The sequence below is a fragment of the Streptomyces roseofulvus genome (genome assembly GCF_039534915.1).
GTDB lineage: Bacteria > Actinomycetota > Actinomycetes > Streptomycetales > Streptomycetaceae > Streptomyces > Streptomyces roseofulvus.
In genome coordinates this window covers 6,597,147-6,617,188 of record NZ_BAAAWE010000001.1, presented here as the reverse complement: position 1 = coordinate 6,617,188, position 20,042 = coordinate 6,597,147, and the positions used below count along the sequence as shown (strand labels likewise).

The 20,042-nt window shown below is 73.9% G+C and carries 20 protein-coding genes; 5 read left to right on the top strand and 15 right to left on the bottom strand.

The features are described 5' to 3' along the window. Positions 1–33: 33 nt before the first annotated feature. From ABFY03_RS30535 to ABFY03_RS30485, 11 genes are all read right to left on the bottom strand, one after another. Positions 34–1,134 carry a polyprenyl synthetase family protein gene (locus ABFY03_RS30535; protein ID WP_319013215.1) on the bottom strand — a complete coding sequence of 367 codons (1,101 nt, stop codon included), beginning with the start codon at positions 1,132–1,134 and terminating at the stop codon, positions 34–36. Continuing rightward, entirely contained in the window at positions 1,131–2,528 is a 1,398-nt protein-coding gene (hpnE, locus tag ABFY03_RS30530; protein WP_346171315.1) for a hydroxysqualene dehydroxylase HpnE, read from the bottom strand. Before hpnE ends, ABFY03_RS30535 begins: the two co-directional genes overlap by 4 nt. Then, complete coding sequence (hpnD, locus tag ABFY03_RS30525) at positions 2,528–3,472, bottom strand: presqualene diphosphate synthase HpnD (RefSeq protein WP_386723612.1); 945 nt, start codon at positions 3,470–3,472, stop codon at positions 2,528–2,530. Before hpnD ends, hpnE begins: the two co-directional genes overlap by 1 nt. Beyond that, complete coding sequence (gene hpnC / locus ABFY03_RS30520; RefSeq protein ID WP_346171314.1) at positions 3,469–4,374, bottom strand: squalene synthase HpnC; 906 nt, start codon at positions 4,372–4,374, stop codon at positions 3,469–3,471. The genes hpnD and hpnC overlap by 4 nt, the downstream gene beginning before the upstream one ends. Before the next feature lie 284 nt (positions 4,375–4,658). Further along, complete coding sequence (locus ABFY03_RS30515; RefSeq protein ID WP_346171313.1) at positions 4,659–5,294, bottom strand: TetR/AcrR family transcriptional regulator; 636 nt, start codon at positions 5,292–5,294, stop codon at positions 4,659–4,661. A gap of 120 nt (positions 5,295–5,414) precedes the next feature. Then, the gene (locus ABFY03_RS30510; protein ID WP_346171312.1) at positions 5,415–6,203 is read right to left on the bottom strand and encodes an ABC transporter ATP-binding protein; all 789 of its coding nucleotides are present in this window, start codon (positions 6,201–6,203) and stop codon (positions 5,415–5,417) included. Continuing rightward, positions 6,196–7,128, bottom strand: a complete 933-nt coding sequence (locus tag ABFY03_RS30505) for an ABC transporter permease (RefSeq protein WP_384668609.1) — start codon at positions 7,126–7,128, stop codon at positions 6,196–6,198. The genes ABFY03_RS30510 and ABFY03_RS30505 overlap by 8 nt, the downstream gene beginning before the upstream one ends. A gap of 165 nt (positions 7,129–7,293) precedes the next feature. Continuing rightward, positions 7,294–8,073, bottom strand: a complete 780-nt coding sequence (locus ABFY03_RS30500; RefSeq protein ID WP_078867974.1) for a CDP-alcohol phosphatidyltransferase family protein — start codon at positions 8,071–8,073, stop codon at positions 7,294–7,296. Continuing rightward, a complete protein-coding gene (locus tag ABFY03_RS30495; RefSeq protein ID WP_319013220.1) occupies positions 8,051–9,112 on the bottom strand; it encodes an iron-containing alcohol dehydrogenase family protein in 1,062 nt (353 codons plus the stop codon). The genes ABFY03_RS30500 and ABFY03_RS30495 overlap by 23 nt, the downstream gene beginning before the upstream one ends. Continuing rightward, the gene (locus ABFY03_RS30490; protein WP_319013221.1) at positions 9,100–9,837 is read right to left on the bottom strand and encodes a phosphocholine cytidylyltransferase family protein; all 738 of its coding nucleotides are present in this window, start codon (positions 9,835–9,837) and stop codon (positions 9,100–9,102) included. The genes ABFY03_RS30495 and ABFY03_RS30490 overlap by 13 nt, the downstream gene beginning before the upstream one ends. Continuing rightward, positions 9,834–11,648, bottom strand: a complete 1,815-nt coding sequence (locus tag ABFY03_RS30485; protein ID WP_346172328.1) for a DUF5941 domain-containing protein — start codon at positions 11,646–11,648, stop codon at positions 9,834–9,836. Before ABFY03_RS30485 ends, ABFY03_RS30490 begins: the two co-directional genes overlap by 4 nt. 419 nt (positions 11,649–12,067) lie before the next feature. Here ABFY03_RS30485 and ABFY03_RS30480 point away from each other — a divergent pair, with 419 nt between their 5' ends. The 3 genes from ABFY03_RS30480 (at position 12,068) to idi (ending at position 15,265) form a co-directional block, all read left to right on the top strand. Beyond that, complete coding sequence (locus ABFY03_RS30480) at positions 12,068–13,009, top strand: cation diffusion facilitator family transporter (RefSeq protein WP_319013222.1); 942 nt, start codon at positions 12,068–12,070, stop codon at positions 13,007–13,009. 206 nt (positions 13,010–13,215) lie between these two features. After that, the gene (locus ABFY03_RS30475; RefSeq protein ID WP_346171311.1) at positions 13,216–14,481 is read left to right on the top strand and encodes a bifunctional class I SAM-dependent methyltransferase/N-acetyltransferase; all 1,266 of its coding nucleotides are present in this window, start codon (positions 13,216–13,218) and stop codon (positions 14,479–14,481) included. Between the two features lie 145 nt (positions 14,482–14,626). Next, the gene (gene idi, locus ABFY03_RS30470) at positions 14,627–15,265 is read left to right on the top strand and encodes an isopentenyl-diphosphate Delta-isomerase (RefSeq protein ID WP_386723611.1); all 639 of its coding nucleotides are present in this window, start codon (positions 14,627–14,629) and stop codon (positions 15,263–15,265) included. On the opposite strand, the gene ABFY03_RS30465 is transcribed toward idi, so the two are convergent. After that, a complete protein-coding gene (locus tag ABFY03_RS30465) occupies positions 15,231–15,749 on the bottom strand; it encodes an ATP-binding protein (RefSeq protein ID WP_319013224.1) in 519 nt (172 codons plus the stop codon). The genes idi and ABFY03_RS30465 overlap by 35 nt on opposite strands. A 130-nt stretch (positions 15,750–15,879) precedes the next feature. Continuing rightward, positions 15,880–16,545, bottom strand: a complete 666-nt coding sequence (locus ABFY03_RS30460) for an HdeD family acid-resistance protein (RefSeq protein WP_319013225.1) — start codon at positions 16,543–16,545, stop codon at positions 15,880–15,882. Between the two features lie 71 nt (positions 16,546–16,616). Here ABFY03_RS30460 and ABFY03_RS30455 point away from each other — a divergent pair, with 71 nt between their 5' ends. Next, positions 16,617–17,369 (top strand): enoyl-CoA hydratase/isomerase family protein, encoded by a 753-nt coding sequence (locus ABFY03_RS30455; RefSeq protein WP_346171310.1) that lies wholly within the window; start codon positions 16,617–16,619, stop codon positions 17,367–17,369. A 3-nt stretch (positions 17,370–17,372) separates the two neighbouring features. On the opposite strand, the gene ABFY03_RS30450 is transcribed toward ABFY03_RS30455, so the two are convergent. Together ABFY03_RS30450 and ABFY03_RS30445 are read right to left on the bottom strand one after the other, a co-directional pair. Beyond that, on the bottom strand, positions 17,373–18,014 hold the full coding sequence (locus ABFY03_RS30450; RefSeq protein ID WP_319013227.1) for a DJ-1/PfpI family protein: 642 nt from the start codon (positions 18,012–18,014) through the stop codon (positions 17,373–17,375). An 11-nt stretch (positions 18,015–18,025) separates the two neighbouring features. Continuing rightward, positions 18,026–19,000 (bottom strand): GlxA family transcriptional regulator, encoded by a 975-nt coding sequence (locus tag ABFY03_RS30445; RefSeq protein ID WP_346171309.1) that lies wholly within the window; start codon positions 18,998–19,000, stop codon positions 18,026–18,028. Positions 19,001–19,127: 127 nt separating this feature from the next. Between ABFY03_RS30445 and ABFY03_RS30440 the strand changes: the two genes are divergently transcribed. Next, positions 19,128–19,994, top strand: coding sequence for an SCO6745 family protein (locus ABFY03_RS30440; RefSeq protein WP_346171308.1), 867 nt, complete (start codon positions 19,128–19,130; stop codon positions 19,992–19,994). The last annotated feature ends 48 nt before the right edge of the window (positions 19,995–20,042 follow it).

The window sequence follows — 20,042 nt, the reverse complement described above, 5'->3', positions numbered from 1 at the left end:
GGCGACTGCGCACTCATATCTGGCTGTGGGTGATCATTTCTTCCGTACGACGACGAAGTCGGCGAGGGCGATCAGCTGGTCGCGGACCCGGGCGGGCATGTCGACCTCGTGCAGGGCACGGAGCGCGATCGCGTGCTGGCGGCGGGCCTCCTCGGCGGTCCACTGTCGGCCGCCGGCCTCCTCGATGAGGGCGGCGCGGTAGGCGAAGTCCTCCTCGGAGAAGGAGTCGAACTCGGTGGACTTGGCGTCCTCGGCGAGCAGCCGGCCGAGTCGCTCGGACGCCTCCCCGCCGGCCGCGAGGGCGGCGACGACCGGCAGCGACTTCTTGCGCTGCCGCAGGTCGCTCCAGGTCTGCTTGCCGGTGGCGTCCGGGTCGCCCCAGATGCCGAGGAGGTCGTCGACGGCCTGGAAGGCGAGGCCGAGGTGGTAGCCGTACTCCTCCAGCTTGTCGGCGGTGCGGTCGTCGGCGCCGCCGAGGACGGCGCCGATGGAGACGGCGCAGGCGAGGAGGGCGCCGGTCTTGTTGCCCTCCATCTCCAGGCACTCCTCGACGGTGACCCGCTCGCGGTGCTCGTAGGAGATGTCCTGGGCCTGACCGTCGATGAGCTTCCGGTTGGCCGTGGTCAGCCGGCGGGTGGCGCGGCCGGCCTCGACGGTGCCGAGTTCGAGCAGCACCTCGTTGGCGAGGGCGGAGAGCGCGTCGCCGACCAGGATCGCCTGGGCGGGGCCGAAGACCTTCCACACGGTGTCGCGGTGGCGGCGCTGCTCGTCGCCGTCCATCAGGTCGTCGTGGAGCAGCGAGAAGTTGTGCACGAGCTCGACGGCGACCGCGCCGGGGACGCCGACCTCGGGCGCGGCGCCGGCGGCCTCGGCGGAGAGCAGGGCGAGCGCGGGGCGCACGGCCTTGCCGCTGTCGCCGTCGGTGGGGTTGCCCTGGGCGTCGATCCAGCCGAAGTGGTAGGCGGCCACGGTGTCCATGGGAGGCGCGAGGCGGCCGACGGCCGCCCGCATGACGGGGGCGGACAGGGTCCGTCCCCTCTCCAGCAGGGCGTTGACGTCGGCGGTGTCGACGGCCGGGGACCCCGGGGGCACGGTCGGCACGGTCTCTCCTCTGGTTCCTGTGATCACACTCATGCCGCCTCCTGCAGCGGATGGTCGTGGCGGCGGCCGAAGGCGGAGAGCGCGGCGCCGGCGGCGCTGAAGCCGCTTCGGACGGCACCCTCCATGGTCGCGGGCCAGCCGGTGGCGGTCCAGGCGCCGGCCAGGTAGAGGCCGGGCGCACGGGTGCGGGCACCGGGGCGGAGGCGCCCGACGCCCGGGGTGGGGGCGAAGGTGGCGGTCCGCTCCCGGGTGACGAAGAAGTCGCGGACGCCGGCGCCGCGGGCGGCCGGCAACAGCCGCTCCAGCTCCGGGAGGTAGCGCGCGCGGAGGGCGGCGACGGGCACGTCGATCTCGTCCTGGGCGGCGGACTGCGAGATGGCCAGGTACTGGCCGCCGCCGGTGAGCCCGGCGGACTCGGTGCGGTCGAAGACCCACTGGACCGGGGAGCCGAGGGCGGTGAAGAAGGGCCGCTTCAGCACCTTGCGGTCGTAGACCACGTGCAGGTCGAGGATGGGCGCGGTGCCGATGTCGAGGAGCCGGTCGGCGTCGTCGAGGGCGCCCTCGGGGAGCAGGGCGTGGGTCTCGGTCTGCGGCACGGCGAGGACGACGGCGTCGGCGGTGAGGGTCTCGCCGGGCACCTCGACGGTCCAGCGGCCGTCGCCGGTGCGGGAGATCCGCTCGGCCTTGGTGCGCAGCAGGGTCCGGACGCCGAGCCCGTCGAGGGCCTTCGCGGCGAGGGTGTCGTGGAGCCGGCCGAGCGGCACGTGGGCCCAGCCGATGTCGGCGGCGCCGGGGTCGGTGAGCAGCCCGGTCTTGAAGACCATGGCCGCGAGCCCCATGGAGGCCCCGGGGGCGGGGGCGTTGAGGGTGGGGACGCCGATGAGGTCCCACAGCGCCTCGACGGCGCGGGGCGACTGCCCGTGCCGGCCGAGCCAGGTGCCGAAGTCGATGCCGTCGAGGGCCGGGTCGGCCGGGTCGAGCTTCCTGAGCGCGAGCGCGGCGCGGCCGACGGAGGCCCGCTCGGCGAGGGAGAGGTGGGGGTACGTGGCGAGGCTGCGGGCCAGGTGGAAGGGGACCGGCAGCGGGTCGCGGCGGATCCGGCCGAGGCGCGGTCCGCGGGGGTGGCCGACGTCGAGGACGGGCACGTCGAGCCGGTCCTGGAGGGGGGCGAGGCGGGTGCCGTCGATCCGGTCGAGGAACCAGCGGTAGGCGGTGCAGCAGCGGAGGTAGACGTGCTGGCCGTTGTCGACGGTGAGCTCGCCGCGGCGGAAGGAGAAGGCGAGGCCGCCGAGGCGGGGCCGGCCTTCGAGGAGGGTGACGGCGACGCCGGCCTCGGCGAGCTGGAGGGCGGTGGTGACGCCGGCCAGCCCGCCGCCGACGACGACGGCGCTCGGGGCCGGTTTCCCGGCCTGGTCGACGGGGGCCATCAGGCGCGCCCCCGGGCGGTGCGGCGGGCGATGTGGCGGGCGTCGAGGCCGGAGAGGCCGCGGACGGCGACGTACGCCTTCTCGGGGCCGGGCAGCGAGACCCGGCGGCGGAGCACCGCGTCGGGGTCGCGCTCGATGCGGTCGAGGAGCCGGCGGTAGATGCCGGCCATGGCGGCGACGCAGGCGCCGCTGCGCCGGTCGAGCATGGGCAGCAGCCGGTAGCCCTCGGCGAAGAGGGCGCGGGCGCGGCGGACCTCGAAGTGGACGAGCCCGGCGAAGTCGGCGCCGGCGGGCAGGGCGCGGGCGCCGAAGCCGTCCTCGCAGCCGAAGCGGGCGAGGTCGTCGGCGGGCAGGTAGGTGCGGTCGTTGCCGGCGTCCTCGCGGACGTCCCGGAGGATGTTGGTGAGCTGGAGCGCGAGGCCGAGGGTGTCGGCGTACTCGGCGGCCCGGTCGGCTCCGGCGGCGCCCGGCTGGGTGCCGAAGACGCCGAGGGAGAGCCGGCCGATGGCTCCGGCGACGCACCGGCAGTAGACCTTGAGGTCGTCCCAGGTGCGGTAGGTGGCGCCGCGGACGTCCATCAGGACGCCGTCGATGAGTTCGTCGAGCCCTTCGAGGGGGATCGGGAAGCGGCGGGCGGAGTCGGCGAGCGCGACGCCGACGGGGTCGGTGTCGTCCTCGGCGACGTCGCCCTTGCGGACCCGGTCGAGCAGGGTCCGGGTGGCCTCGAGCCGCTCGTGCTTCTCCTCCGGGGCGAGCGGGCCGTCGCCGATGTCGTCGACGCGCCGGGAGAAGGCGTACAGGGCGGACATGGCCTGCCGCTTGTCCGCGGGCAGGAGGCGGATGCCGTAGGCGAAGTTGCGGGCCTGCTGTCCGGTGACGGCCTCGCAGTAGCTGTACGCGGCCTGCACCGGCGCGGACGGCCGGGTCAGTTCCTCCACGGTCACGATCCCCCCTCTTTTCGCGCGTGGAGCAGGACCGCTCCCGCCTGGCGCGTCAGGCTCGGCTTGGTGGGCTTCGGCGGTCCGGCGAGGACGTCGAAGCCGGCGGCGGCGATGGCGTCGAGCGCGGCGAGTCCGCCGGCGGTGAAGCCGGCGAGGAGCAGGCGGAGGCGGCCGCGGACGCTGCCGACGAGCGGGGTGCCGGCGTGCAGCAGGGCGCGGGCGCGTTCGGCCTGGAAGGCGACGAGGGAGCGCACGGCGGCGCCGGCGGTGGGCCGGGCGAGCTCGTCCTCGGTGACGTGGAACCGCTTGAGGTCCTCGGCGGGGAGGTAGATCCGGTCGCGGCGCAGGTCCTCGGCGACGTCCTGGAGGTGCTCGACGATCTGGAGGGCGGTGCAGATCTCGTCGGAGCGGCGGATCCGCTCGGGGGTGGCGGTGCCGGTGATGCCGAGGACGATCCGGCCGACGGGGTTGGCGGAGAGCTCGCAGTAGGCGAGGAGCTCGTCGTAGGTCTCGTAGCGGCTCACGAGCTGGTCCTGCCGGTTGGCCTGGATCAGGCCGAGGAAGGGGCCGCGGGTGAGGCCGTGGCGCCGGACGGTCGGCTGGAGGGCGCGCAGCAGCGGGTGGCGGGGGGTCCCGTCGAAGACCCGGTCCAGGTCCTCCTCCAGCGCGTCGAGGAGGGGGAGCGGGCCGGCGTCGGACCCGAGGCCGAAGGCGTCGGCGCCGCCGGGGGCGAGGTCGCCGTCGCCGATGTCGTCGACGAGCCGGGCGTAGCCGTAGACGGCCATGAGGTCGTCGCGCCAGGCGCGGGGCAGGAAGAAGGGGGCCACGGGGAAGTTCTCGTCCGCGGCCTTGCCGAGTGTGGTGCGCGAGGGGTCGTCGGTGCGCACGTGCCGGGAAGCCGTCACCGGGCGGCGCCCGACGGGGGGACGGCGACACCCACGGGGAGATGGAGATTCTGCGTCATGGCCGTCATATCTCCCGTTCTACACTGCCGATCGAATCCATCCCATTTCGGACACGCCGCCGCACGCGGAGCACGCGCCCGCCGGGTTGTCCCGGGGGCGCCGCGGGCGGTGTGGATCAGACCGGTACAGCTTACGTTGTACGAGGGATGTCGCCATTCGGGGGCCCCGCGCCACGCCGGGCCGGTCCGGCGGGGCCGCCCGTGGCGAGGGGACGCGCCGGGAGGTCAGCGGGCGCGGGCTCCGGAGACGACCATGGCGAGGGTGGTCTCGACGACGTCGGCGCGGCGCTGGGCGGAGAGCCGGCGCAGCGGGCCTTCGAGGAGGAGCAGCGAGAGGCCGTGCACGGCCGACCAGGCGGCGGCGCCGGCGGCGGGCCGCAGGCCGCCGGTGCGGTCGAGCGCCTCCAGGGCCTCGCGGAGCAGGGCGAAGGCCCGGATCTCGGGCGCCGGCGGGGCGGCGGGTCCGGCCGGCGGCTCCTCGGCGGCGGGGCGGACGGCGCCGAAGGCGGCGCGGTAGAGGCCCGGGTGTTCGACGGCGAAGCCGACGTAGCCGCGGCAGAGGGCGGCGAGCCGGCGTTCGGCGGCGAGGACGGGGTCGTCGGCGCCGGGCTCGCGGGCGGCGGCCCGCTCCATGGCCTCGGCGAGCCGGGCCCGGGCGTGGCCGCGGACGGTACGGAGCAGTTCGCCGCGTCCGTCGAAGTGGCGGTAGGCGGCGGTGGGCGAGACGCCGACGCGGCGGGCCGCCTCGCGCAGCACGACCCGCTCGGGGCCGCCCTCGGCGGCCAGGCCGACGGCCGCGCAGACCAGGGCGTTGCGCAGGTCGCCGTGGTGGTAGTTCTTTCCGCCCGAGATCCCTGCCATGGGCTCATCCTGCCCGATGTTGACCGCATGAACATTCCGCGGGCAAGGGCGACCGGCGAAAACCGGAACGCCCCCCGCCGGGGTGGCGGGGGGCGTGCGGCACGCGATGCGGCGCGGGCGTCAGCGGGCGGTCTCGCGCTCGTACGCCTTGAGGACCTCCTCGGTCGGGCCGTCCATCAGGAGCTGGCCCTTCTCCAGCCAGAGCACCCGGTCGCAGGTGTCCCGGATGGACTTGTTGCTGTGGCTGACCAGGAAGACCGTGCCGGCCTCCTTGCGCAGCTCGCGGATCCGCTCCTCGGAGCGGATCTGGAACTTGCGGTCACCGGTGGCGAGCGCCTCGTCGATGAGGAGCACGTCGTGGTTCTTGGCGGCCGCGATGGCGAAGCGGAGCCGGGCGCCCATGCCGGACGAGTAGGTGCGCATGGGCAGGCTGATGAAGTCGCCCTTGTCGTTGATCCCGGAGAAGTCGACGATGTCCTGATACCGCGCGTGGATCTCCTCGCGGCTCATGCCCATGGCGAGGCCGCCGAGGATGACGTTGCGCTCGCCGGTGAGGTCGTTCATCAGGGCCGCGTTGACGCCGAGGAGCGAGGGCTGGCCGTCGGTGTAGACCTTGCCGCTCTCGGTGGGGAGCAGGCCGGCGATGGCGCGCAGCAGGGTGGACTTGCCGGAGCCGTTGGTGCCGATGAGGCCGATGGCCTCGCCGCGGTAGGCGGTGAAGGTGACGCCGCGGACGGCGTGCACCTTGCGGACGCCCCGGGAGACCTCGGCCTTGCCCTTGCCGACGATCCGGCTGAGGGCCGCGGTGGCGCTGCCCTTGCCGCCCCCGCCGGTGTTGACGCGGTAGACGATGTGGACGTCGTCGCAGATCACGGTGGGCGTCTTGGCGCCCGGGGTGGTGTCAGCCACGGCCGTACCTCTCCTCGGCCTTCCAGAAGTAGACGAAGCCGCCGATCCCGAAGAGCAGCGCCCAGCCGAGGCCGGTGGCCCACACGTGGTCGGGCAGGTTCTCGGAGCCGTAGCCGTCGATGAGGGCGAAGCGGATCAGGTCCATGTAGACCGCCGCCGGGTTGTACATGAGGATGTCCGCGATCCACTGCGGCTTGTCCTGGAGCATCACGGGGATCGAGAACATGACGCCGGAGGCGTACAGCCAGGTCCGCATGACGAAGGGCATCAGCTGCGCGAGGTCGGGGGTCTTGGCGCCGGCCCGGGCCATGATCAGGGCGAGGCCCACGTTGAACACGAACTGGAGGAGCAGCGCCGGGATCACGAGCAGCCAGCTCGCCGACGGGTAGCTGCCGGAGACCATGACGATCGCGACGAGCACGATCATCGAGAAGAGCAGCTGCTGAAGCTGCTGGATGGAGAAGCTGATGGGGAGGCTGGCGCGCGGGAAGTGCAGGGCGCGCACCAGTCCGAGGTTGCCCGAGATCGCCCGTACGCCGGCCATCACGGAGCTCTGCGTGAAGGTGAACACGAAGATGCCGGTGACCAGGAAGGGGATGTAGACGTCCTTCTCCATGCCCTTTCCGGCGCCCAGGATGAGCCCGAAGATCAGGTAGTAGATCAGGGCGTTGAGCAGCGGCGTCGCCACCTGCCAGACCTGGCCGAGCTTGGCCTGGCTGTACTGGGCGGTGAGCTTCGCCGAGGAGAAGGCCATGATGAAGTGGCGATGGCTCCACAGCTGCCGGACGTACTCGAACAGTCCGGGCCGGGCGCCGCTGACCGCGAGGCCGTACTTCGCGGCGAGGTCGCCCGGGGCCAGGCCCGCGTCGACGGGGGCCGGAGGCGCGCTGGTCGCGACCGCCCCGCCCTGGTGAATGTCACTCACAGTCGAAACTTTCGTGTTCACGGTGTGCGGCACGTCGGGGTGCCGCGATGTCAGCTGACCGGTGGGCGGCCCCCGGCACCGGGTCCGCCGCCACACCGTACGCCATCCGGGGGTCCCGCCGGGACGCCGGGCGATCTTCCCGGCGGGCGGCGGGCCCCGGGCCCGCTACTTCAGTCTGCTGGACGCGAGGACCGAGACGAGGTGCAGCAGCGTCTGCAGCAGGGCGATGCCGGCGAGGACGGCGACGCCGAGCCGGGAGAAGAAGAGGTCTCCGCGCATCTGGTCGACGACCGCCAGGACCAGGATCAGCAGGGAGGCCTCGATCCCGAGGATCAGCCGGTGGAACTTGAGCGCGGCGGCGGCCCGGCGGGCCAGCGCCATCCCGGAGGAGCGGGGCTCGGAGGCCGCCTCCTTGACCGGGGGCATGCCGTTCTGGTGGCGGGCGACGCCGACCAGGTCGGTCTCGGCCTTGATCAGGATGGCGCCGAGCGCGGCCAGTGTGCCGAGGAAGGCCCACAGCCAGTCGGCCCCGCCCTCGCCCCACAGGTCGGCGGCGCGCAGGCCGAAGCCGACCAGCACGGCCGCGTCGCACAGGTAGGCGCCGACCCGGTCCAGGTAGACGCCGGCCAGCGAGTACTGCTTCTTCCAGCGGGCCAGCTCGCCGTCGACGCAGTCGAGCAGCAGGTAGAGCTGCACCGCGACGACGCCGAGCACGGCGCCCGCCACGCCCGGCACCAGGAGCGCCGGGGCGGCGAGGACGCCGGCCAGGGTCATCAGGTACGTCAGCTGGTTCGGGGTGACCCGGGTGTTCGCCAGCTGGCGGGTGATCCGCAGGGAGATCTCCCGCATGTAGAGGCGGCCGCCCCAGTGCTCGCCGCTCCGCCGGTCCTTCACACCCGGCGGGTGGACGACCGGGCGGAGCTCAGCTACCGATGGCTTTGGCATAGTCGGCGTACGCGTCCCTGATCTCGTCGGCGGACAGGTCGAGGTGTTCCAGGATGGTGAACCGGCCCGGCCGGGTCTGCGGGGCGAACTCCACCGCGCGCACGAACTCGTCGACGGTGAAGCCCATCTCCTCCGGCAGCACGGGCAGGCCGTGCCGGCGCAGGGTCTCCACGATCACGCCGGACTCCTCGCGGGCACCGCGCAGGTGCATCGCGAAGGCCGCGCCGAGGCCGCACTGCTCGCCGTGGCTGGCCGCGCGGGTGGGGAAGAGCAGGTCGAAGGCGTGGCTGATCTCGTGGCAGGCGCCCGAGGAGGGACGGCTGTCGCCGCTGATCGACATGGCGATGCCGGACATCACCAGGCCCTCGGAGAGGGTGACGAGGAAGTCGTCGTCGCCGACGCCGCCGGGGTGCCGGAGCACCGCCTCGCCCGCGCTGCGGGCCATGGCGGCGGCCAGGCCGTCGATCTTCTCGCCGGTCTCCCGGTGGGAGAGCTCCCAGTCCGCGAGGGCGGAGATGTTGGAGATCGCGTCGCCGATGCCCGAGCGGATGAAGCGGATCGGGGCGTCCCGGATCACGTCGAGGTCGATGACCAGCGCGATCGGGGTCGGGACGCCGTACGAGCCGCGGCCGTTGTCGTTGTCCAGGGTGGAGATCGGCGAGCAGATGCCGTCGTGCGACAGGTTGGTGGCTATGGCCACGAGCGGCAGTCCGACCCGGGCCGCCGCGTACTTCGTCACGTCGATGATCTTGCCGCCGCCGAGGGCGACCACGGCGTCGTACCGCTTGCCGCGCATGGCGTCGGCGAGCTTCACGGCCTCGTCGATGGTGCCGCCGGAGACCGTGTACCAGTCGGCGCCGGGCAGCTCGGGCGCGAACTGGTCGCGGAGCTTGAGCCCGGAGCCGCCGCTGATGGCGACGGCGATCTTGCCGTTGCTGGAGATCCGCTGGTCCGCGAGGAGCGCGGACAGGTCGTCCAGCGCTCCCCTGCGGATGTCGACGACGACCGGCGACGGGATCAGTCGGGTCAGTACCGGCACGCGATCTCCCGGCCCTTGGCGAGGTCGTCGTGGTTGTCGATCTCGACCCAGGAGACCTCCCCGATGGGCTCGACGTCGACGGTGAACCCGCGGTTGACGAGCTCCTGGTAGCCGTCCTCGTAGTACAGGTCGGGGTCGCGCTCGAAGGTGGCCTTCAGGGCGTCGGCCAGCTCCTCGGCGGCCTCGGCCTCGATGAGGGTGACGCCGATGTACTCGCCGGTCGCGTCGGCCGGGTCCATCAGCTTCGTGATCTTCTGGACGCCCTTGCCCTCGGCGGTGACGACCTTCATCTCCTCGTCGGCGAGCCGCTTCACCGTGTCGAGGGCGAGGATGATCTTCTGGCCCTTGCCGCGGGCGGCGAGCAGGGTCTTCTCGACGGAGACCGGGTGGACGGTGTCGCCGTTGGCGAGGATCACACCGCGCTTGAGGACCTCGCGGGCGCACCACAGGGAGTAGGCGTTGTTCCACTCCTCGGCCTTGTCGTTGTCGACCAAGGTGATCTGGAGACCGTACTTCGCCTCCAGGGCCTCCTTGCGCGCGTAGACGGCCTCCTTGCGGTAGCCGACGACGATCGCGACCTCGGTGAGGCCGATCTCGGCGAAGTTCTTCAGCGTGAGGTCGAGGATGGTGGTGTCACCGTCCACGGGCACGAGGGCCTTCGGGAGGGTGTCGGTGTACGGGCGCAGTCGCCGTCCGGCACCGGCTGCCAGAACGAGGCCGATCATGCTGTTTCTCCTTCGTCGTGAACGGCGGGTGCTCCGGAGGAGACCCAGAAGCGGATGGACTCCACGAGCACCACGAGGGCGAGCGCGCCCGCCAGGGCGGTCAGCGCCAGGGTGAAGTCGTCGCCGCGGTCCACGAGGAGCGCGGCGAGGACGGTCACCAGGAGCGTGCGCCCCTCGTGTCCGCCGGTGATCCGCACCAGCCAGGCGGGCGGCGCGCCGGTGCCGCCGCGAATGCGGTACACCGTGTCGTAGTGATGGTAGGCGACCGCCGCGACCAGGCCGAATGCGGCCGGGACGGCCTGCGGCAGGTCCGACCGGGCGGCGAGGACCAGGACCGTGCCGTACTCGGCGGCGCGGAAGAGCGGCGGGACGAGCCAGTCGAGGGCGCCCTTGAGCGGGCGGGCGACGGCGCGGCCGGCCAGGAGCGCGTAGCCGCCGGCGGCGGCGACGCCGGCCCAGGCGCCGACCGGCGCGGTGAGCGCGACGCCGAGCATCAGGGCGGCGCCCAGGAGCGCGGCGACCGGGGCGGGCGCCGGGAGGCGGCGGGTGACCCGGCCGGCCAGGAGGGCGAGCGGGCCGGAGTCCGCGAGGTCGGCGAGGGCCCGGGCGGCGCGGTCGGAGCGCGGGGCCCGGCGCTTCACCGAGCGCAGCAGCCGGCCGGCGGTGGTGTAGCAGGCGGCGAAGGCACAGCCGACGATCAGCGCCCAGAAGACGGTCCGGGGGCTGGTGGCGGCGGTGAGGACGGCGATCATCGCCCAGCGCTCGCCGATCGGCAGGATGATCATGCGGCGGGCCCAGACGGTCCAGCCCACGCCGTCGAGCCGGCTGGACAGGGCGAGGCTCGTCCTGGCGGTGGAGCCCGGCGTCGCCGCGTCGTCGACGTTGGACTCGTTGAAGGCGAAGTCCACGACGTGCCGGCAGGTCATGAGGACCATCGCGGCGAGCGCGAGCGTCCACACGTCGTCGCCGTTCCGGGCCGCGCCGAGGGCGAGGCCGGCGTAGAAGGCGTACTCCTTGGCCCGGTCGAAGGTGGCGTCGAGCCAGGCGCCCATCGTCGAGTACTTGAGCGCGTACCGGGCGAGCTGCCCGTCGGTGCAGTCCAGGACGAAGGAGACGAGCAGCAGCACGCCGGCGGCGACGTAGCCGCCGCGCTCCCCGGTGGCCGCGCAGCCGGCCGCGATCAGGGCGGTGAGCAGCGAGGCGGTGGTGACCTGGTTGGGGGTGAGGCCGCGGCGGGCGCACCAGCGGGCGATGTACCGCGAGTACGGGCTGATGAAGAAGGTGGTGAAGAAGCCGTCGTGGGCCTTCACGGCGGAGCGGAGGCGGACGGCCTCGTCGTCGACGGCGTCGACGGCGGCCCGGGCCTCCTGGCGGGCCTCGTCGTCGGCCGGGACGGCGGCGACGAGGGTGCCGAGGGCGGGCCGGTGCACGGCGACGCCGTCGGCGTCGAGGGCGTCGGCGACGGCCTCGGTGACGTCCCGCTCGGGCGCGGCGGCGGCCGGGGCGGTGAGCGCGGGGGCCGCGGTCAGCGCGCGGGCCAGCGCCGGGCGGGCCTCGGGCTGCGCGGTGAGCGCGCCGGGCACGGCGGCGGCCGGGAAGCGGGGGTCGGTCAGCGCGAGGCGCAGGGCGTGCCGGTGTCCGACGAAGCGGGCGTCGACCAGGGCGACGCGCTCGCCCGCGGGGACGGCGGCCAGGAGGGTACGGGCCTCGTCGGCGCCGGTCGCCCGGCGGACGTCGAAGCCGAGCGACCGCAGATCAGCGTCGAGCGAGGATCCGGGTGCCGGCGGGCCGGTGAGGATGGCGGTCGACAGACGAACTCACTCCTTGGAACGGGCAGTGGGCCGGCGGGGGTCCTGACGGCCCCGGGCACGACGGTGCGCCCCTGGCCCCGGGCACCGGGCGGCGGCACGTCGGCTGAGGCTATCGGATGAACGGAGCGTGAGTTCACCGAGGCTTCGCACGCCGGACTCCCCCCGGTCCGCCCCTCGCCGCCGGGGTGCGCCGCGCTCCGCGCGATCATCATCGGTGATCGGCGGCCCGCCCTCCAAACCGCCGCCGGGGAGGCTTCCGACGGCATTCCGGCAGGTGATCGCGGGGATATCGGCCGAATGGACATCGTCGCAGGTCAGAGCAATGACAACGGTGTTCAGTACCGTGTTGCGCATACCCCCCACCCGTAGTTCACTGGCGACTCGGGGCACCGACGGAACAGGACTTGGGAGGCCATGTCATGGGGGCTGGACACGACCACGGGCACAGCCACGGGGGGACGCCGCCGACCGGCACCGCGGGCGCCGCGCACCGCACCCGGTTGCGGATCGCGCTCGGGATCACGCTGTCCGTGATGGTGATCGAGATCGTCGGCGGTCTGGTCGCCGACTCGCTGGCGCTGATCGCCGACGCGGCGCACATGGCGACCGACGCGATCGGTCTGGCGATGGCGCTGCTCGCGATCCACTTCGCCAACCGGCCGCCGTCCGGGAACCGCACCTTCGGCTTCGCCCGGGCGGAGATCCTGGCGGCGCTCGCCAACTGTCTGCTGCTCCTCGGCGTCGGCGGGTACGTGCTCTACGAGGCGGTCCAGCGGTTCATGGAACCTGCCGAGACCAAGGGCGGCCTCGCCATCGCCTTCGCCGTGGTCGGTCTGGTGGCCAACGTGATCTCGTTGTCGCTGCTCATGCGGGGGCAGAAGGAGAGCCTGAACGTCCGCGGCGCCTATCTGGAGGTGCTGGCCGACGCCCTCGGCTCGGTGACGGTGATCGTCGCCGCCGCGATCATCCTGCTGACCGGCTGGCAGTACGCCGACCCGATCGCCTCCCTGGTCATCGGCCTGATGATCGTGCCGCGCACGGTGAAGCTGCTGCGGGAGACGCTGGACGTGCTCCTGGAGGCGGCGCCCAAGGGCGTGGACATGGCGGAGGTGCGGGCGCACATCCTGGCCCTGCCGAGCGTGGAGGACGTGCACGACCTGCACGCCTGGACGATCACCTCGGGGATGCCGGTGCTCTCCGCGCACGTGGTGGTGGACGCGGCGGCGCTGGATTCGGTGGGCCACGAGAAGCTGCTGCACGAGCTCCAGGGCTGCCTGGGCGACCACTTCGACGTGGAGCACTGCACCTTCCAGCTGGAGCCGGCCGGGCACGCCGCGCACGAGGCGAAGCTCTGCCTGTGACCTCCGGAGGGCCCGGCTGTTAGGCTCGGGGGACGAACTCGTGTGGGAAGGGAGCTGAGGTTGATGACCGTCGCGATGGAGGCCGCCCTCCGCGGCCGCACCCGGTCCAGCTTCAGCTCCCGGGTCTCCGGCTGACCTGATCCCGGTTCTTCCACCGGTCCGTCACGTCGTCGGCCGGGGCCCTTTCACACCAAGGGTTTCCCACGTTGTCCGACAACGACATCCAGAACACCTCCGCGTCCCACGACGCCTTCTTCGCCCTGCACCACGGTCTTCCGCGGCAGGGTCCCGGCTCCGACGACACCACCCGCCGTCTGCTCGCGCTGGCGGGTCCGCTCCAGGACCGCCCCCGCGTGCTCGACCTGGGCTGCGGCCCGGGCCGCTCCGCGCTGCTCCTCGCCGCCGAGGCGGGCGCCGAGGTCACGGCCGTCGACACCCACGAGCCGTTCCTCGACGAGCTGCGCGCGGCGGCCGCCGACCGCGGCCTCACCGGGTCCGTCCGTCCGGTACGGGGCGACATGGGCGCGCTGCCCTACCCCGACGGCTCCTTCGACCTGGTCTGGGCCGAGAGCTCGGTCTTCGTGCTCGGCTTCGACCGGGCGCTCGCCGAGTGGCGCCGGCTGCTCGCGCCGGGCGGGACGCTCGTCCTCACCGAGTGCGTGTGGACCACCGACGCGCCCGCCCCGGCGGCCCGCGCCTTCTGGGACGAGCACTATCCGCTCCGTACCGTCCCCGAGCTCGCGGCCGCCGCGACCGGGGCCGGGTACCACGTCCTCGGCACCTTCCTCCAGCCCGACGGCGACTGGGACGAGTACTACGTCCCGCTGGCCGCGCACGCCGACGCCGCCGACACCTCGCTGCCCGGCATGGCCGGGGCGGTGGCGGCCGCGCGGGCGGAGATCGCGCTCCGTCGCGACCACGGCGGCGACTACGGCTACGCGGGGCTGGTGCTCCGCCCGGCCGACCCCCGCTGGCCGACCCGCGCCGAGCGGGAGACCGACCACGCGGCGGTGCGCGAGGTCGTGGCCGCGGCCTTCGGCTCGCCGGCCGAGGCCGCGCTCGTCGACGCCCTGCGCGCCGACGCGGACGCCTGGCTGCCCGGGCTTTCGGTGGTCGCCGAGGCCCCGGACGGCTCGGTCGCCGCGCACGCGCTGATCACCCGCTGCCGGGTGGACGGGGCGCCGGCGGCGGCGCTGGCGCCGGTCTCGGTGGCGCCGGAGCACCAGCGGACGGGGGCCGGGCAGGCCGTCGTCCGGGCGGCGCTCGACGCGGCGCGGCTCGCGGGTGAGCGGCTGGTGCTCGTGCTGGGCCATCCGGAGTACTACCCCCGGTTCGGTTTCGTACGGGCGTCCGCATACGGAATCAAGCCAGGTTTCGAGGTTCCGGACGAAGCGATGATGGCGCTCGTCCTGGACGGTTCGGTTCCGGTGCCGCCGGGCACGATCGCCTATCCGGCGGCTTTCGGGGTCTGACCTGCCCCTGACGGGCCCGCCGCTCCCCCGCCCCGGTGTACTCCGGTGCGGTGGGAGCGGCGGGCTCCGGCCGCCGAAGTGCGGACAAGCCGGTTTTGTACGGCAGACTGGGGTGGCCCTCACGGGCCGAGGACCGAAGCGAAGGATGGGTATGCCGACCACACAGGGCACCACGGCCGAGATCGCGCCGGGGCTTGCGTCGAAGCTCTCGTCGAACGGCACGGAGCCGTCCGCCACCCCGGAGCCGATCATGCTGGAACTGGTCGACGAGGCCGGGAACACCATCGGCACGGCGGAGAAGCTGGCCGCCCACCAGGCCCCCGGGCAGCTGCACCGCGCGTTCTCGGTCTTCCTCTTCGACGAGGAGGGCCGGCTGCTGCTCCAGCGCCGGGCACTCGGCAAGTACCACTCCCCCGGCGTCTGGTCGAACACCTGCTGCGGGCACCCCTACCCGGGCGAGGCGCCGTTCGCGGCGGCCGCGCGGCGCACCTTCGAGGAGCTGGGCGTCTCCCCCACGCTGATGGGCGAGGCCGGCACCGTCCGGTACAACCACCCGGATCCTGCCTCGGGCCTGGTGGAGCAGGAGTTCAACCACCTCTTCGTCGGCCTGGTGCAGGCCACGCCGCGGCCGGACCCGGAGGAGATCGGCGAGTACGCCTTCGTCACCCCGGCCGAGCTGGCCGAGCGGCACGCGGCCGCGCCGTTCTCCGCCTGGTTCATGACGGTGCTCGACGCGGCCCGCCCGGCGATCAGGGAGCTGACGGGTCCTGCCGGGGGCTGGTGACCCGGCCTTCCGCAGCCGTCCCCGGCCCCGGTGCCATCGGGGCCAGGGGCAGCGCCGCCCAGATGATCTTGCCGCCGCCCGCGGTGTGCTCGACGTCGCAGGCGCCGCCGGCCTCCAGGGCGATCTCCTTCACGAGGAGCAGTCCCCGGCCGCCGGTCTGCCCGTAGTCCGCCTCCAGCGCCTTGGGCCGGTAGGGGTGGTTGTCCTCGACGGACACCCGCACCCATTCCGGCCCGATGGCCACCTCGACCGCTATCTCCGGGGAGAGCAGCGCCGCGTGCCGCACGGCGTTGGTCACCAGCTCGGAGACGATCAGCAACAGCCCGTGCCGGATGTCCTCGTGGACCGGAACTCCCTGGCGGGCCAGCAGGTCGCGTACCGCGTGCCGGGCCTGGGGGACGGAGACGTCGACCGCGGGAGCGGTGAAGCGCCAGACTCCTTCGTAGGACGGTGGCCGGGCGGGGACACCTCCGCGGGTCTCCATGGTCCGGTTCCCACCCTCGTGCTCGATTCTCGCCACGCTTCGAGTCTTGGCAATCCGGAGGGGTCTCCCGACCTACTGACCAGAAGTCGACATCTATCGGCCACCTTCTGATCGATGGCGTATGCCGACGTCAGTTGTTCGACTGATCCTGCGCGTTTTCCGAGGGGGTCCCCGGGGTCGGTTCCGTGGCCTGTTCCGGCTGCGGGGTGACCATCCCGACGATCCGCCGGCCGCCGACGCCGATCGCGATCAGCCCGAGGCCGTCGAAGAGCAGCGCCAGCGAGAAGAACACGCCGATGACGTACCGGCTGCTGTCCGGCCAGTCGAAGAGCACCAGAACGCCCAGGAGCACCCCGAAGGCGCCCTGGAGCAGCGTCCACCCGAACTGGGGGCCGCGCACCACCACGCTGCCGACCAGCCGGAAGACGCCGCCGGTGAGGAAGAGCAGGGCGGCGAACATGGTCAGCGCCTCGGCCGTGCCCTCCGGGTGGCGCAGGACCACGCAGCCGGCCGCGAGGTTCACCGCCGCGACCACCGCCGCCAGCCAGAAGTAGCTGGTGCCCCGCGACGAGTACGCCTGGAGCAGCCCCACCAGGCCGCCGATGAGCAGCAGCCAGCCGAAGAGCCACATCGACGTGAGGGTGGCGAGCCCGGTGTAGACCAGGCCGACGATCCCGCAGACCACCAGGATCGCGCCGAGCGCGGCCAGCCAGCCGAAGCTCCGGCCCAGCTTCTTCCCCTCGCGGGCCATCTCCTGGACGGGATCGAGAGCCTCGTCCCGGGACTTCCTGGCCATCGTGCCTCCTCGCGGCTGCCTGACGACCCCTTCCTGATCGTACGGTCGGCACCGCTGGATAGCATCCGGCCATGGAGACCGTGGAGCCCCGGCTCGTCGACAGCGTCACGGACGGGGTCGCGACCGTCGTCATCAGCAACCCGGCCAAGCGCAACGCCATGACGGCCGGGATGTGGCGGTCGCTGCCCGCCGTCCTCGACCGGCTCGCCGCCGATCCGGCCGTCCGGGTCCTGGTGCTGACCGGCGCGGGCGACACCTTCTGCGCCGGCGCCGACATCTCGACGCTGCGCGAGCCGGGCGACGAGCAGCAGGCGCTGGCCGTCCGCGCCGAGGAGGCGCTCGCCGCCTTCCCCAAGCCGACCGTCGCGGCCGTGCGCGGCTACTGCGTCGGCGGCGGCAGCCAGCTGGCCGGCGCCTGCGACCTGCGGTTCGCCGCGGAGGGCGCCCGGTTCGGCATCACCCCGGCGAAGCTCGGCATCGTCTACCCCTCCTCCTCGACCCGGCGGCTCACCGCCCTGGTCGGCCCGGCCACCGCCAAGTACCTGCTCTTCTCCGGCGAGCTGATCGACACCGAGCGGGCGCTGCGGACCGGTTTCGTGGACGAGGTGCACCCGGCGGAGGGGCTGGCGAAGCGGGTCGAGGAGTTCTGCCGGCTCCTCGTCTCCCGCTCGCTGCTGACCCAGGCGGCGGCCAAGGAGTTCGCCGACGGGCGCCTGGACCGGGACGCGCACTGGACGGCGCAGGCGCGCGGCAGCGGCGACACCGCTGAGGGTGTCGCCGCCTTCCTGGAGCGCCGGGCGCCCCGCTTCACCTACGGGCTCTGACGGTCAGCCCTGGGGCAGGTCCTCGGTCCGGACCCCGCGCCAGCGCTCCACCAGGTGGGCGGGGGCCTTGAGCGGGGAGCCCGCGTCGTACGGCGGCTGCGGGTCGTACTCGGTGAGCAGCTGGACGGTCATGGCGGCGTCGTCGCCGGCGATCCGGCCGAGCAGGTGGAGGCCCATGTCGATGCCGGACGAGACGCCGGCGGCCGTGACGTACTTGCCGTCGAAGACGACCCGCTCGCCGGTGGGCTCGACGCCCAGGGCGCGCAGCTCCTCGTAGGCCAGCCAGTGGGTGGTCGCGCGGCGGCCGTCGAGGAGTCCGGCGGCGGCGAGCAGGAGCGAACCGGTGCAGACCGAGGTGGTCCAGGTGCTGGTGGAGTCGGCGGTGCGCAGCCACTCCCGGATCTCCGGGTCGTGCATGGCCGTGCGGGTCTCGGGGCCGCCGGGGACGAGGACGACGTCCGGGTGCGGCACGTCGGCGAGGGACTTGTCGGCGACGAGCGCGAGGCTGCCCTGGTCGTTGCGGACCGGGCCGGGCGCCTTGGCGACGAAGACGGTCTCCGCGCCGGGGAGCCGGGAGAGGATCTCGTACGGGCCGACGGCGTCGAGCGTGGTGAAGCCCTCGAAGAGGAGCACGGCGATCTGCATGGCGGTCCCTTTCAGCTGACGGGTGCGTGGAAGCGGCGGCGGTAGTCGGCCGGGGCGGTGCCGAGCGCCTTCGCGAAGGCGCGGCGCATCGCCTCGGGGGTGCCGTAGCCGGCGGCGCGGGAGACCTCCTCGACGCCGTCGGTGGTCTCCTCCAGGAGCCTGCGGGCGTGTTCGAGGCGGATCCGGTCGACGTATCGGCCCGGGGTGACCCCGGTCTCGGCGTGGAAGGTGCGGGCGAAGTGGCGGGGCGAGAGCCGGGCGCGGGCGGCGAGCCGGTCGACGGACAGGTCCTCGTCCGGGTGCTCGGCGATCCACGCCTGGACGTCGCGCAGCGGTTCGCGGCGCGCGGTCTGGGCGGCGAGCTGGGCGCTGAACTGGGCCTGGTTGCCCGGTCTGCGGAGGAAGACCACGAGCATCCGGGCGATGGCGAGGGCCGCCTCCCGGCCCAGGTCCTCCTCCACCAGGGCGAGGGCCAGGTCGATGCCGGCGGTGACGCCGGCGGAGGTCGCGATCCGGCCGTCCCGGACGAAGATGGGCTCGGGGTCGACGTCCACCTGCGGGTGGCGGCGGGCGAGGTGCTCGCACGCCATCCAGTGGGTGGTGGCCCGGTGTCCGTCGAGGAGCCCCGCCTCGGCGAGGCGCAGCGCTCCGGTGCAGACCGAGACCAGCCGCTCGGCGTGCGGACCGTGGGCGCGCAGCCAGTCGACGAGGGCCGGGTCGGCGCCCCGGGTGCCGTCGCCGCCGGGCACGACGAGGGTGTGCGGCGGGCCGTCGGCGACGGCCTCGGCGAGTCCGGTGTCGGGGAGGATCCGCAGGCCGCTGCCGGTGCGGACCGGGCCGCCGTCCAGGGAGGCGGTACGGATCGGGTACGGGTCCTCCGGGGCGCCCGAGGCCCAGCCGGCGGCGTGGAACACCTCGACGGGTCCGGTGACGTCGAGGCTCTGCACGCCGTCGAAGAGGACGACGAGGACGGGGCGCGGGGTCATGGCTCCATCCTTCGGGCCCGGCGAGGGCGGCCGCAAGGACGACGACCCCACCTTTCCTGCCATCGGCGGCGGAGGTGACCGGAACGCCATTCCCTCCGTACCAAGCAGTCGGTTAGGTTCTGGTGCCATGACGACCTCGCTGCCGCCGCGGGCCGGGCGCCGCTGCCACAACGCCCTGAACCCGCTCCACTCGACGCTGTACTTCTCCCCCGACCTCGACCGGGAGTTCGGGGCGCTCGGCTTCACCGACCCCTCCGCGATGCGGCTCGCCGCCCGCAGCGCCGCGCTCGGCGCCGTCGGCCCCGGCACCGTCGCCGCGGCCTTCTACAACTACAGCCACGAGCTGCTGGCCCGGCATCTGCCCGCTGTGTGGGAGACCGCCTCCCCCGCCGCCGTCCTCGACGCCCGGCTGCGGACCGCCGACGCCACCCTGCGCCGGCTGCTCGGCGAGGAGGCCGTCGCCTCCCCGGAGATGGCCGAGGCCGCCGGGCTGGCCCTGCGGGCCGCCGAGGCGTGCACCCGGCACGCCCGGCCGCTGTACTCCGCCAACGCCGACCTGCCGGTGCCCGAGGAGCCGCACCTCGCCTACTGGCACGCGGCGACGCTGCTGCGCGAGCACCGCGGCGACGGACACCTGACGGCGCTGCTCGCCGCCGGCCTCGACCCGGTCGAGGCGCTGGCCTCGCACACCGCCACCGGCAAGGGCATGGCGCCGCGCTGGGTCCTCGGCACCCGGGGCTGGGGCCGCGCCGACTGGGAGGCCGCCCGGGAGCGGCTGCGCGGCCGCGGGATCCTCGACGCGGACGGCGAGCTGACGGAGTCCGGCGTCCGGCTGCGGGAGGAGCTGGAGGAGACCACGGACCGCCTGGACGCCGCCCCGTACGAGCACCTCGGCGCGGCCGGTGTGGAGCGGCTCACCGAGCTGGGCCGCGGCTTCCTGTTCGCCGCCGCGGGCGCGGGCGCCTTCCCCGCCGACCTCGTCGGCAAGGGCTGAGCTCCGGGGGACGGCCGCGCGGCGCGCGCGGGGACGGGTCGGTTGCCG